This window comes from Galbibacter sp. L-19, from assembly GCF_056857615.1.
The window spans coordinates 14,022-28,832 of record NZ_JBSXNL010000041.1 but is presented as its reverse complement, the minus strand read 5'-3'; the positions used below and the strand labels follow the sequence as shown (position 1 = coordinate 28,832).

Annotated in this window: 7 protein-coding genes; all 7 read right to left on the bottom strand. The window is 34.9% G+C overall.

Annotation, left to right across the window (positions count from 1 at the left end):
- Nucleotides 1-8: 8 nt before the first annotated feature.
- A complete protein-coding gene (locus AC13CQ_RS04800) occupies nucleotides 9-2,015 on the bottom strand; it encodes a glycoside hydrolase family 97 protein (RefSeq protein ID WP_456867427.1) in 2,007 nt (668 codons plus the stop codon).
- A gap of 9 nt (nucleotides 2,016-2,024) precedes the next feature.
- A complete protein-coding gene (locus AC13CQ_RS04795) occupies nucleotides 2,025-4,418 on the bottom strand; it encodes a glycoside hydrolase family 31 protein (RefSeq protein ID WP_456867428.1) in 2,394 nt (797 codons plus the stop codon).
- Between the two features lie 295 nt (nucleotides 4,419-4,713).
- Nucleotides 4,714-7,203 (bottom strand): glycoside hydrolase family 2 TIM barrel-domain containing protein, encoded by a 2,490-nt coding sequence (locus AC13CQ_RS04790; protein ID WP_456867429.1) that lies wholly within the window; start codon nucleotides 7,201-7,203, stop codon nucleotides 4,714-4,716.
- A 63-nt stretch (nucleotides 7,204-7,266) separates the two neighbouring features.
- Nucleotides 7,267-8,682: a hypothetical protein gene (locus tag AC13CQ_RS04785; RefSeq protein WP_456867430.1), complete on the bottom strand. Its 1,416-nt coding sequence runs from the start codon at nucleotides 8,680-8,682 to the stop codon at nucleotides 7,267-7,269.
- A gap of 25 nt (nucleotides 8,683-8,707) precedes the next feature.
- The gene (locus AC13CQ_RS04780) at nucleotides 8,708-10,291 is read right to left on the bottom strand and encodes a RagB/SusD family nutrient uptake outer membrane protein (protein WP_474506678.1); all 1,584 of its coding nucleotides are present in this window, start codon (nucleotides 10,289-10,291) and stop codon (nucleotides 8,708-8,710) included.
- Nucleotides 10,292-10,295: 4 nt separating this feature from the next.
- Nucleotides 10,296-13,424: a SusC/RagA family TonB-linked outer membrane protein gene (locus AC13CQ_RS04775; protein ID WP_456867431.1), complete on the bottom strand. Its 3,129-nt coding sequence runs from the start codon at nucleotides 13,422-13,424 to the stop codon at nucleotides 10,296-10,298.
- 59 nt (nucleotides 13,425-13,483) lie between these two features.
- The gene (xylA, locus tag AC13CQ_RS04770) at nucleotides 13,484-14,797 is read right to left on the bottom strand and encodes a xylose isomerase (protein ID WP_456867432.1); all 1,314 of its coding nucleotides are present in this window, start codon (nucleotides 14,795-14,797) and stop codon (nucleotides 13,484-13,486) included.
- Nucleotides 14,798-14,811: the final 14 nt, after the last annotated feature.

Here is a 14,811-nt window from a genome sequence, read left to right as displayed (position 1 = left end):
TCAAATGGCTAATCTATTTTTTTAAATCTAATAGCAACACCACCGCTAGCTCCAAGATGTAAGTTTAACGAATCTGAAGCTTTTACTTCTTTAGTAGATATAGCTACTGAAGAAGGATTGTGAGTTTCATCTGTTCCTTCTGCATCAGCATATATTTTTGCTTCATAAGTAGCTCCTTCCTCTAAAAAGGATAATGAAATTTCAAAATCTCTAGCCTTTTCATTGGTCATACTCCCTAGGTACCAATCATCACTAGCAATATCCTTACGAACGGTTGTAATATATTCTCCTACTTCTCCATTCAATACTTTAGTATCTTCCCAATTGGTAGGAACATCATGTAAAAACTCAAATGCTGGTTGCCCTTCATAATTTTCTGGTAGATCTGCCAACATTTGGATTGGAGAAAATACGGTTACTAATAAAGCTAATTGTTTGGCTGCTGTGCTGTGCACACGTCTGCCTGGATATCCTTGTTTAACCTCAACATCTAAAATTCCAGCAGTGAAATCCATAGGCCCTGAAAGAAATCTTGTAAAAGGTAAAATTGTAGTATAATTAGGAGGATTCCCATCACTCCAAGCGTTATATTCTTGTCCTCTTGCACCCTCTCTAGCCATCATGTTTGGGTAAGTTCTACGCTCTCCAGTGTCTTTTATTGGCTCATGAAACAATACTGTTAAATGGTATTCTGCAGCTTTTTTAAGTACATATCTAAAGTAATTCACCCCAAACTGACCATGATGCCATTCTTTCATTTTAAGTAGTGAACCTACATGACCAATCTTAACATCGTGTATTCCAACTTTATTGTACAACGCAAATGCGCTATCTATTTGCTTTAAATAGTTATCTATATTGGAACCCGTTTCATGGTATCCAATAATTCTAACATTGTGCCTTTTGGCATAATCGGTAACTTCTTCTAAATCGAAATTATCGGCTTCTTTGGTAAAACTAAACTGATGCATTGCATTTTTATACCAATCTGGAGTCCATCCTTTATTCCAACCTTCAATTAAAAGATGATCTATATCAACCTTTTCAGCAAAATCTATATACTCTTTTGCATGTTTAGTGGTAGCTCCTTGTTTTTCACCTTCCCAAAAGGTATATTTTCCAATGTGCATTGCCCACCAAATTCCTAAATATTTAAAAGGCTTAATCCAACTTGTATCCTCTATTTTATTAGGTTCATTCAAGTTTAAAATTAAATATGAAGTAATTAAATCGGTTGGTTTTTCTCCTATTTGAATAGTTCTCCAAGGTGTTTTAAACGATTCTGTAGTTCGAACTTTTACTCCATCTGCCCAAGGCACTAAATCGGTTTTTAAAGTTGTTCCCTCGGTATGCGCTAATGTTGTACTTGCAAAATCTACCAAATTTGCCTCATGAAAACTCAATGACAATCCACTTTTACTCTCAATAGTTAACGGTGTATGCACTGTATCCAACGTACTTACAGGGTCGTTATTGAATAAATATTCATAACGCTGTTCCCCATAAGCTGGAATCCACCATGCTTTCCCGTCGTCTTTCAAGTTAAAAGTTGTTAACTCGTCCATAATGAAAATGCTGTCTTTAATTCCTTGCTCAGGAAAAACATATCGAAAAGCAACTCCATCATCAAAAGCTCTAAATTCAATATTTAACTTACGCTTAGCTTCATCTTTTTCCTGCAATTCAACAACCAATTCGTTATAATTATTACGAATTTCTTTTTTCTCTCCCCAAACCTGTTCCCAAGTATCATCAAAGGTGCGTTCTTTAATACCAGCTATTTCAAAATTAGTATTCAACGAATCTGCATTTTTAAAAACAAATCCCAATTTCGAAGGATTTAAAACTGTTTTTTCTCCATGTGTAACGCTATAACTTGGCGCTCCACTTTCTAGAGAAAAAGAAATCTTGTTTACCCCTTCTGGAGAAGCTACTTCAAATTGTGTAGGCTGCTCTTTTTGGCAAGCTATAGTAACAAGAGCTACCGCCGATGCTATAAAAAATTTAGTTTTCATATATTTCTTTTATTTTATAATACTGAAAGATGTTTTCCCTTGAAGTGGATTATTTTTCAGTTTAAAATTATTCCCTTCTTTAGTTACTTCTATAGTTTCTATTTTTTCTCCCTTCGGAAGATAAACAAGGCCTTTTGCTGTTGTAGTTTCAGAAGAAGCAAATACTTTTAATTTTAAATTACTCCAATCCATATCTTTTGTAGACTGTGCTAAATCGATATGTGGAATTACAGTTCCGTTTTTAACTAATGCTATTATTGGAATATCTCCTGCTTCTATATGGTGCCATCCCCCCTCATATGCTTTTCCTGTTTGGTAATCTACCCAAGTTCCTTTTGGCAAGTATACATCTCTAGACGTTCCATTTTCAAAAAGAGGAGCTACCAACATACTCGAACCAAATAAGTATTCGTTATCTACCAACCAAGAACCAGCATCTTCTGGGAATTCTACAAATAAAGCACGCATCATTGGCAGTCCTTTTTCTGAACTCTCCTTTGCTTGTGCATAGATATACGGCATTAATTCATAACGCATATTATCAGCTTTTCTAAAAGCTTCTAAAAAACTTTTGTTGTATAACCAAGGTTCTGTTGGTGGTTCTCCGTGACTTCTAACATGAGATGATAACATTCCAAATGGTGTCCATCTACGGTATAAATCTTCTGGAGATTTTGTTACAAATCCTCCCACATCATGACTCCAAAAGCTAAAACCACTCAACCCTAAAGAAAGTCCGCCACGTAAGGTTGCCGACATTGCCGTATTGGTAGTAGCTGCATCTCCTCCCCAATGTAATGGGTAGCGCTGACTTCCAGCCCATGTACTTCTAGCCCAAATAAGGGTATATCCTTTTTCTTTTTTAGTAATTTCTGCTACTGCTTTATTATATCGAAGTGGGTATAAGTTATGTTCGTAAAAACCTGTTCTTCCAGAATGATATATTCCGTTGGCAGGAGCTGCCTCTCCAAAATCTACTTTAAAAACACTTACCCCTAAATCAAACAAATGTTTTAGTTTGTTTTGGTACCAAGTTACGGTTGCTGGATTGGAAAAATCTAACACAGCATCTTCATAAGGAATGTTGCCTTTTCTGTCTTTTACAGCTAGGTCGTTTTCAACAATTTCATTAAATAAAGTGTTTTTAGGAGTAAAATAAGGCAATTGCCATAAGCAAACTTCAAAACCTTCATCCTTTAAATCTGAAAGCATTTTTTTTGGATCGTCAAATCTATCTCCTGCAAATTCATAATTATTACGCCAATCAACATCAAACCATCCTGTGTCAAAATGAATTACATCACTAGGTATTTTATTTTTTCGTAATTCTTTAGCCACATCTCTTCCTTCTTTTTCTGAAAAATATGTAATCCTACTCATCCAAAATCCGAAAGACCAAAGTGGAGGCATTTCCGACTTCCCTGTAAGATTAGTGTATTCATCTAAAATATCTTTTGGCTCTCCTAAAAAGATAAAAATATCAGCTTCATCATCTCCTATCATCATTTCATTAGCGCCACTAAAATACTTCCCAAAATCCACAGTAATTGGTGTAGAATGATGCATAAACACACCATACCCTCTACTACTCATATAGAAAGGAATTGGTTTATACATGGTCTCATTCTGAACTCCATTGGCATCATCTGTATATAAAACTACCTTTTGTCCTCGTTTATTAAATTGCGTAAAAGACTCCCCACAACCAAATATTTTTTCATCTGGTTGCAGTGTAAATGCCGCTGAAAAACTTCTGGAATAATCACTATTTTTTCGAACATAAGAAAAAGGTAAAACAGGAGTGTACGTATTAGCTACATCATTAGTATGTAATGTACTTGTAAGTAGTTTCCCGTTTTTATCAAATATTTTTACATGCCACGGATTGGTATGAATTTCTACAGTTCCGTGCGCACTTGTATACCTATGTCCTTCTTTTATTTTACTATACTTCCATTGATCTGGATTTTGTGGAGCTACCCCATCTACCAACATCAAAGATTCCTTTTCTGGATTAAATTGTGGCCCTGATGTCATTTTAATTCTAACAGTTCTATCAGAAATAAACTGAATTTCAAAAGGTAAATTTGGCGACACCTCATACTCTGTTGCAGGAAACTCATTTGCTGGAACCGTATCTGGTTTCATCAGCATATTATTAAAAGCCTGTCTGCTTTGATATTGATATCTTTTATATTCCACTTTTCCTTTTCCCGTTTTTGGATCAAAATCTGCTAATTTATCAGCAAAATAAAAAGTGTTTTGGTAGTCGTAAAAATATTCACTTACATCCACAGGTGCATTTAAAACATCTGCATTTTGTATCTGAGCTTTCCCTTGTTTTATTATCAATAACAGAAATAAAGCTCCTATTGAATATTTAATTAAGTTTCGTTTTTTCATTTTTTTATCGTTTTCAAACTAATTTTTCTATTTTTTATCATTAATGTCCGAGTAAAAATACAAGACCACTTCGCTGTAAGAGAAAAGAACAAAGACTTAATCTTAACTATTACAAAAAGAGTAGCTTAAAGAAACAACATTACTAAACTCCTCTTTTTATTCGTTTTTCTTAATAGCAAGGAGGCTATTTTAAAAATCTCTATTACCCCTTAATATATGTGGAATACAATAAATCCCGTTAACTTTTATCGGACAACATTAATTTTTTATATGAAAAAATTAAGTCTACTCCCATTTATTTTAATTGAAGCGTTATAGTCTCTGTTTCCATCCCTTCTGAAGCTGCCGAAAGTTTTATACTTCCTTTTGTTTTCCCAGCTTGTACAACTACCAAGCATTTACCATTTAGAGCTTTATGCTGTTTGCCTTTAAATGATTCATGATTTGTAGGATCTCCATTAGCTACTGCCACAATTTCCCCATTCCCTCCATCAAGAGAAAACTTTACTAAATTATTGGCTGTAGGTACAAAATTTCCGTTTTTATCAAGAATATCAACTGTTATAAACGAAAGATCATTTCCATCAGCATTTATTGTAGTTCTATCGGCAGTTAATTGTAATTGTGCTGCTGCTCCAGCTGTTTTAATTTCTCTTTCTAAAACTACATTTCCATCTTTTCTAGAAACAGCTTTTAAAGTTCCAGCTTCAAACGGAAGTCGCCACATAACATGTAAGTCTTCTCCTTCTTTTTGTTTAACTCCTAAAGACTTATCATTTAAGAACAGTTCTACCTCATCTGCATTATTATAATATGCCCAAACATCTACTAACTGTCCTTTTTTCCAATTCCAATGTGGTAACAAATGAAGCACAGGCTCCTCGGTCCACTCACTTTTATACATATAATAAACATCTTTTGGAAAACCTGCCAAGTCTACAATTCCGAAATAAGAACTTCTAGAAGGCCAAACATATGGAGTAGGCTCTCCTAAATAATCGAAGCCTGTCCAGATATAAAAACCAGATAAATAATCGTTTTTCTTAATAATCTTCCAAGTCGTTTCGTGCAAAGACCCCCATGGAGTCCTTACTTGATCAAAGGCAGAAACTGTATTGTCAGCATTTCCTTCTGTAAAAACTTTATCCCATCGAACTGGCCATATTTTGGTAGTATCTGAAGGGAAATCGTAATATCCACGAGTTTGTAATCCAGAGGTAGTTTCGGTAGCTATAAACGGAGTTTTTGGAAAATTTTTCTGATGATCTTCATACGTTTGATGCGCATAGTTATACCCAATAATATCTAATGCCCCAGATCCGGCCAAAGCATTTGGTTGGGCTGCTACATCTTCAAACTGAAGAGTTACCTCTTTATTTTGAATATGAATTGGAGGATTCATAGCGGCAGTTACCAAACGGGTAGTATCTAAATCCTTTACTATTTTAGAAAGTTCCCGTCCAATTTCTGCACCACGCTCACTCCATTGTTCAGGAATTTCATTTCCGATACTCCACATAAAAATACTAGCATGATTTCGGTCTCTTAAAATCTGATCTTCTAGGTCCTTTTTATGCCAAAGTTCCCAATCGTTTCCGTAATCAAATTTAGTTTTACTTTTTTCCCAAATATCAAAAGCTTCATCCATTACTATAAAGCCCATTTCATCGCATAAAGCTAGAAGTTCTGGTGCTGGTGGGTTATGAGCCGTACGAATACCGTTCACTCCCATTTCTTTCATAATCTCTAATTGACGCTCTATAGCACGTGTATTTACTGCTGCTCCAAGAGGTCCTAAATCATGATGTAGGCAAACTCCTTTTATTTTTACTGGCTTACCATTTAAAATAAAACCTTTATTTAAATCGAATTCAAACGCTCGAACTCCAAAAGTAGTTTTGTAAGTATCTATAGTTTCTCCTTCAACTTTAATTTCTGTTACTGCTTTATAAAGCGCAGGATTTACATCCGACCATAATTTTGGATTTGTTATTTTAAGATTTTGAACTACATTTTTAAGCGACCCTTTTTCAACATTTATTTCATTTTCTGAAGTTGTAATCGTTTCCCCTTTATAATAAATTGTATTAACAAGAGTTGCCGATTGCTGCTGAAGGGTTTCATTATTAATAGTTGTTTCTATACGTACTTCTGCTGTTTCTTTTGAGACCTTTGGAGTAGTTATATAAGTTCCCCATTGCCCTACATGAAGCTTATGAGTAGTTTTTAACCATACGTTTCTATAAATTCCAGAACCAGAATACCATCTAGAATTAGGTTGATTTTTGTTATTTACTTTAACCAAAATTTCGTTTCGAACATCCCCATAATTTAAATAAGGAGTAATATTATATTCAAAACCAATATATCCATTTGGACGTTTTCCCAAATAATGGTTATTCACCCAAACTTCACTATTGCAATACACCCCATCAAAAACAATAGCAATGCGTTTATCTTTTTTTTCTTCTGCAACTTTAAAAGATTTTTTGTACCATCCTAAGCCACCTACAAGATAAGCGCCTCCGTGACCTGTATGACTTTTCTCATCGAATTCCATTCCGATACTCCAATCGTGCGGAACTTTAACATCCTGCCATTTGGTTATATTGGAGATGGTGTCATTGTCTTGAAGACTATCATTTAAATGAAAAGACCATCCTTCATTAAAATTGATTTTTCTGCTTTGTAGTATGCTTTCATTTTTCAATGAAGAATTGCATGCACTGAAAAATCCAATGCATGCAACAAATAAAACTAACTTAAAATATGAAGTAAAATTCATCTATTTTACATTAAACATACAGACGGAAAATTTCCCATCTGTATGTATATTAATTTATATTATTTAAGGAATGATGTAGTGAAATGACAACCATTCATCTTTGCTTTCATCATAACTAGTACCAAACCAAATCCCTTTAGTTTCATAATCATCATAAGCTTTTACCACTTTAATAATATTTGTAGTAGGATTTAGAGAACTACTTGTATTTTGTATTAAAGTTTCACCATCTAGAGTAATCTCGTTGGTAGTTTCATCTATAGTAAAAGTTCCAGAAGTTTCAACACCACTTTGATTTCTGGTATATGTTTGTGCTCCATTCCATTGGTCAAAACGAATCCAAGAATTACCTGCTATAGCAGTCCAATCATCATTCCAACCCCAATTATAAGAGCTAGAAGCATCTTCTGTCCATCCTATCCCTCCAGCAATCCAATCTATAGGATTCCCAGCGGCATCTATAGTCCAAACTCTACCAGAACCTGTTCCTCCAGTAAGCATATTTAATAACTCCCCTGATTCAAAACTTGGATTGTAACCTTCATCAATTTCTGGTTCTGTTTCTTCAGGCACCCAATTATCGCTATATTCTTTTGAAATGAAATTGAAAACTAACATGGCTGCACCGTCACAATTGTCTTTTCTTAACACTCCTAACTGCATGGTATCTTCAGTTAAAGAAAAAATTCTGATAGAAGCCCAGTTATCAACACAAGCATCATTTTCTGTATTATGAAGCATTTCAGCATTGGTTAATGTAAGTGTATGTGCATTGGCATCTAAATAATAAGTCCCATTTTCTTCTCCTAAAGAAGGCATCATTAAATGATTCACATCCACATAAGGTCCACCGTCTAAACTAAAAGTCATAGAACCATAATCTCCTGCTGCCATTAACCATTGATTTCCTGGCCAGTCTGGACTCCAATTCCAACAGTCTTCACCATAACATCCAGAGTCTCCACCATCCCAAGCTTCGCCATCTTCAAGCCATCCATTATCGGTTCCGTAGAAAAATTGAGGACCTACAAAGTATTTAGACACTCCATTTTCATCTAAATCCAACACCCATGTCTTACTATTTCCTACACCACCAGATAGCATAATCCAAAGAGGATCTTGTACATAATTAAAGTTGTCTTCGGTGACAGAAATTGTTACAGGCTCTGCTTCTACAACACCACCATCTGTCATTGCAGAAAATTTAATTTCATAATCTCCAGCAAATGCAAAATTAATTGTATCTACTGCTCTATTCGATTTTCCAGTACCATAATCCCACACAGGAATTATTCCTGGAGTATTGCTAGTTAGAATTACAGTGTTTCCCCCTGCATCCGTATTGTAGTCCTGCTCTATTTTAAAATCTATGTTGGAAATATCCAATTTAGATCCCATTTCATACTCATGATCCTCACAAGATGTAAATAGCATCCCTAAGAAACATAAGAAGAGACTAATTTTATATATAGTTTTCATCTGTTAAATTTTATAGTTAATTGATTTACCAACCTTCATTTTGTTCCAAAACTCCGTTAGACAAGGTAATCTGAGTATTAGGAATTTGTTGTAAACCTTGACTTGCTTGCACGTTTCCTGCTGAAATAACCTTTGTTGTTTCAACACCTCCATTTAAAACAGTTGTATTAACTGCCAATTCTGCTGCTGCTGTGCCAACACCCTGTCGAAGCAAATCCCAATATCTAACCCCTTCCATAGCAAACTCTAGCCTTCTTTCTTTTAAAATATTTGTTTGATTTGCTGTTAATGGCGTAAAAGCATCTCCAAGAGAGCGTTGTCTAACTTCGTTTAAGTATTGTTGTGCGTTTGCACTACCTAACTCAGCAGCCATAAGAAGTACATCAGAATATCTAATAACAAAATAATCTTGGAATTGACCGATTTGAAAGTTTACAGCTCCATTTTGTTCTGCTGTACTATTACCATCTTCATCAATCATAGGGGTATACTTTTTATTATAATAACCTGTATACTCTCTTTGTTTATCTTGATTTTCAAAAGGAATATCTTCTTCGGAAATTGCAATAATTGTAGCCTCTCTTCTGGCATCTCCATCTGAATAAGAATTATAAAGCTCTGGAGTAACTGTAATTCCCCAACCTCTTCCGAAAGGGTAATAATCAAACTCTCTCATTCCAAACATTACCATCCAATGATTTCCATCGGTATTACCTTCGTAATCACTAGTGTATGTAAACTTCACTGAAAAAACAATCTCTTCATTATCCTCTCCTGCATAGTTTTCTAAAGATGCTGCAGGCCATAAATTGTTAAAATCTTCAACCAATCCATGTCCACTCATACTTATAACATCTTCTAAACCAGCTAAGGCTTGTGCTTGAGACACTACTCCCGCTAAATCTGAAGCTCCATAATAACCTGTATAATAAAGGTATACTCTTGCCAACATAGATTTTGCTGCCCATTTTGTAACCCTACCGCTTTCTACAGAGGTATATGGTGCTGCTTCTAAGTTTTCTGATGCGAAAGACAAATCTTCAGCTATAACTTTGTACACTTCTTCTGGAGCAGCTTGCGGTATGTTCTCTGTAGAAGGTTCAGTCAATAAAGGAACATGACCAAATAAGCGCATCAAATCAAAATACATATAAGCTCTAATAAATCTAGCCTCAGACTCGTATTGAGCTTTCAATTGATTATCTCCTTCCCAATCTATTTGATCCATTTTTTCAAGAAGAGAATTACATCTAAAAATAGCAGAGTAATACTTTTTCCATGTATCGTTATAAAAATCTACATCAGATGGAGATCTCGCTGGATCAAACTCATCTAAGGCCTGATAAGTATAACTATCTGAATTTCCAGTACCACCAAAACAATCGTCCGACAATACTTCTGATGCTAAAGGAAAAGCTAAACCAGCAGCTCCTTCTGCTATTTGCATTCCGTCATAACAACCTACAAGTGCATCATATGCATCGTCTGTTGTTTTATAAAAATTTTGTCCCGTTAACTCTGTTAAAGGCTCTGTGTCTAAATAGTCTTTAGTACAAGATCCTAATGTTAACATTGCTAGGGTTATTGTATATATGCTTAGTTTTTTCATTGCTCTAGAATTTAATGTTTAGTCCCATCATGTAAGTTCTTGGACGCGGGTAATACCCAACATCTACTCCTGAAGAAAAGTTATAATCGTTAGTAGAAACTCCATATCCAACCTCTGGATCCATACCATTATAATTGGTAAAAGTATAGGCATTTAATACCGAGAAATAAACTCTTAACTGACTTGCAAAGAAGTTTTCTTTGTTAACACCCTTGGCAATATCATATCCTAAAGTAATGTTACTTATTCTAAAGAAATCGCCATCTTTTACATAGAGGTCAGAAAATTTTGTAAAGTTTTTATTATCCAATGTTAATCGAGGAATCTCATTAGAAGATCCTGGTCCATGCCAACGGTTTACATATTCCCCTGGGAGATTTCCGTATGCATTAGAAGGGTTTCTGTACGCTTGTACTAGCTGATTTCCTGCAACTCCATTAGTTTGTACTGAAAAATCTAATGCTTTATAATTTGCAGATAACGATATTCCGTAAGTAAGGTCTGGATTAGGGTCTCCTATTTCAGTTTTATCACTGTTATTTATTTCTCCATCTCCATTAGTATCCACATATCTTAAATCTCCAGGCAAAGCAGTTGGTTGGATTTTTGTACCATCTGCACTTCTGTAATTTTCAATCTCTTCTTCTGTTTGAAAAACACCATCTGTTTTATATCCCCAGAAATAGCCAAGAGCATGACCATTTTCAGCTCTATAAAATTCAGGAGAGTTATCCCAAAGTTGATTTATTTCTCCGTGAATAATACCATCTTCGGTAGGAATGTTTCCAACTTCATTTTGATTATACGCTCCGTTAACTCCAATATTATAGCTAAAGTCTTCTCCTATTTTATCTCGATAAGAAATAGCCAATTCCACACCTGTATTGGTAACATCTCCTCCATTTATCCATTTACTCTCTACCCCAGAAGTAGCGTATGTAGGCACACTAATTAACCAATCTTTTGTAGTTTTTTGATACCAATCGAAGTTTACAGAAAGTTTAGACTCTATAAATCGAGCATCAAAACCAAAGTCTAATTGTTCTGAAGTTTCCCATTGAAGTTCTGGATTTGCTAATCTGTTAGGATAAGCTCCTGGTGTTAAAACCCCTTCTTCGCCCCCAAATATATAATTACTTCCACTATAGGTAATAGGAGCTAAATATTGAAAGTTTCCAACATTTTGATTCCCTACTTGTCCCCAACTAGCTCTTAATTTAAAGTAATTTAGTACGTTAGAGTCGCTTAAGAAATCTTCACGAGTCATAATCCAACCTGCCGAAACAGATGGGAAGAATCCCCAACGATATCCATCAGCAAAATTAGAAGAACCATCGGCTCTATATGTAAAATTAAGTAAGTACTTTTCTTTGAAGTTGTAATTTAAACGACCAAAATAAGACATTCTTTTGATAATATTATCTGGTCCTCCAGATAAAGATATCTGTGCCCCATTGGTATTTGTGGCATTACTTAACCAAGCATGCTCTAAATCGTCAAAAACTAAATTTACATTACTTCCATACATTGAAACTCCCTCATATTTATAAGATGAAGTTCCTAGCATAGCCTCAAAATTATGATTGTCTTGAAGATTGAAAGTATAGGTCAATAAATTATCCCAAATAAGAGATTTACCTTCATTCATACTTTGCGATGCTGTAGTAAAATTGCTAAAATCGTATGACGACAATTGATAAAGAGGACTAAAAGAATGTCCTTGAGAAGAGAAGTAATCCAGTCCAAGACTTGTTCTAAACTTCAAATTGTCTGTCAATTTAAATTCCATATAAACATTCCCCAAAAGTTTCTGTGTTTCACTTCCATTTTGGTTTCCATAAACCATAGATGCATATGGATTAGCCATTCCATTTAACCAAACTTCTGAATCTCCAGCTGTATTATAAAAATTTCCATTTTCATCATACATAGGAATTAGCGGACTTGCTTGAAAAGCTCCACGCAAAGCGTTGTTGTATTGTCCTCCAACACCTATTCCATTATTTTTGATATATGCAAAACTTAAATTCTCACCAAAAGTAATTCTCCCATCATATAATTTATGTTCAGAATTAAATCTAAAATTATAACGCTCGTAATTTGAAAGATCAGGACCGCCAACGACCCCTTCTTGATTTGTATAAGACAAAGAAGAAGAATAGTTTGAGGTTTCACTTCCTCCCGTTACTCCCAAAGTATAGTTTTCGGTTTTTGCTGTAGAGAACATTTCGTCCATCCAATCTGTTCCTTCTCCTAGTTGACTAATTTCATCATTAGAAAAAATAGGATTACTACCAGAATTCAATGCAGCTTCGTTTAACAAAGTTGCATATTCGGTACCATTGGCCATGTCCATTTTCTGTTGTACTTCTTGCAAACCATAGTAATGATCAAAAGTAATTTGAGCATGCCCTTTTTTACCTTTTTTAGTGGTAACCAATACAACCCCATTTGCTGCCTGTGAACCATAAATAGCTGCAGATGCTGCGTCTTTTAATATGGAAATAGTTTCAATATCTGCATTGTTTAAATACGAAATATCATTTGTTAAAACTCCATCTACTACATACAAAGGAGAATTATTTCCTGTAGAACCTAAACCTCTAATTACAACATTTAATCCCTCTCCTGGCTGACCAGAAGTTGATGTTATTTGCACCCCAGGAGTTTGTCCTTGCAATGCCTGCAAAGCATTAGTTGTACTTTGCCTTTCTAAATCTTCTCCAGAAACTTGAAGATTTGCTCCTGTTACGAGTTCTTTTTTCTGAACTCCATAACCAATTACTACAACCTCATCAAGTTGTTGCGTATCGGTTTTTAAAGCAACATCTATGGTAGACTGCCCGTTAACAGGTATTTTTTGATTTATAAAACCAATATATGTAAACTGAAGTACGCCTCCTTCTGGTACCTCAATTTGGTAATTCCCATCAAAGTCTGATGTTGTTCCTTTTGTAGTACCTTCTACCATGATACTAGCTCCAGGAATAGGCATTCCATCTTCCGCAGATGTAATTGTACCCTTTACAGTGGTTTGCGATTGTGCATAACTTACTTGTAAAAGGAAAACAAAAAGCAATACTGCTCCTCTCAGAAAATTTTTGTTAAAAAAACGATCTGTTTGTTTTTCCATAATAATTAATTTGTTGTTAGAATAAAATAATCAGTTAGCCAAATAAAACAGTTAGCTACTTAAAAAGCGTTGGCTAGAATTTGTTCAAATAATTCTTGCTTCCCACTTATTTGTTTTGGCTCTCCATTAGCTCTTGCTATTTCACTTAGCTGCTCTAATGAAAGCTCTTTATTTTCAAATTTTGCACCGTTACCAGTGTCAAAACTTTCGTAACGCTGTTTGCGTAATTTTTTAAAATCTGTATTTTCTAAAACATGATCCGCACAAATTAAACCACGTGCAAAAGCATCCATTCCAGAAATATGGGCTATAAACTTATCTTCTAAATCTGTTGAATTTCTTCTAACTTTTGCATCAAAGTTGATTCCTCCTCCTTGAATTCCTCCTCCTTGAAGAATCACTAACATGGCTTCTGTTATTTCGTAAAGATTTAATGGGAATTGGTCGGTATCCCAACCGTTTTGATAATCTCCTCTGTTAGCATCTATACTCCCTAACATTCCATTATCTACTGCCACTTGAAGTTCGTGCTCAAAAGTGTGTCCCGCTAAAGTAGCATGGTTTACTTCTATATTTAGTTTGAAATCGTCTTGAAGACCATATTTATTAATAAAACCAATGGAAGTAGCCGAATCAAAATCATACTGATGTTTTGTTGGTTCCATAGGTTTTGGTTCAATTAAGAAAGTTCCTGTAAAGCCTTGTTTTCTAGCATAATCTTTACAAATGTTAAGGAAGTTTCCTAAATGATCTAACTCACGACCCATATCGGTGTTTAGAAGACTCATATATCCTTCTCGGCCTCCCCAGAAAACATAATTCTCTCCTCCAAGCGCTATTGTAGCATCTATAGCAATTTTAGCTTGCGCTCCTGCATAAGCTAGTACATCAAAATTTGGATTGGTAGCAGCTCCATTCATATAGCGAGGATTACTAAATAGATTAGAAGTTCCCCACAATAATTTTATTCCAGTATCCTGTTGTTTTTGTTTTGCATAGGCTACCATTTCTTGAATTCTATCTTCAAACGCTGCAAGTGTTGGCGCTTCATCTACAACATCTACATCATGAAAACAGTAGTAAGGAGTACCTAGTTTACTCATAAACTCAAAAGCAGCATCCATTTTATCTTTAGCTCTTCCAATAGCATCTTCCTTTTTATCCCAAGCAAAAGTTTCGGTTGGAGCTCCAAAAGGATCGCCTCCTTTATTATTAAAAGTATGCCAATATGCAGTTGCAAATCTTAAGTGTTCTTTTAGGGTTTTTCCTCCTACAACTCTGTTTTGGTCATACCATTTAAACGCTAAAGGGTTGTCACTTTCTCTTCCTTCAAACTTAATTTTGTCTATGTTCTTAAAAAATGTTGATTTCATATGTGCTTACTTTT

Coding starts and splice junctions, on each gene's coding strand:
- AC13CQ_RS04800 (WP_456867427.1), bottom strand. CDS start 2,015: ATGAAAACTAAATTTTTTATAGCATCGGCGGTAGCTCTTGTTACTATA.
- AC13CQ_RS04795 (WP_456867428.1), bottom strand. CDS start 4,418: ATGAAAAAACGAAACTTAATTAAATATTCAATAGGAGCTTTATTTCTG.
- AC13CQ_RS04790 (WP_456867429.1), bottom strand. CDS start 7,203: ATGAATTTTACTTCATATTTTAAGTTAGTTTTATTTGTTGCATGCATT.
- AC13CQ_RS04785 (WP_456867430.1), bottom strand. CDS start 8,682: ATGAAAACTATATATAAAATTAGTCTCTTCTTATGTTTCTTAGGGATG.
- AC13CQ_RS04780 (WP_474506678.1), bottom strand. CDS start 10,291: ATGAAAAAACTAAGCATATATACAATAACCCTAGCAATGTTAACATTA.
- AC13CQ_RS04775 (WP_456867431.1), bottom strand. CDS start 13,424: ATGGAAAAACAAACAGATCGTTTTTTTAACAAAAATTTTCTGAGAGGA.
- xylA (WP_456867432.1), bottom strand. CDS start 14,797: ATGAAATCAACATTTTTTAAGAACATAGACAAAATTAAGTTTGAAGGA.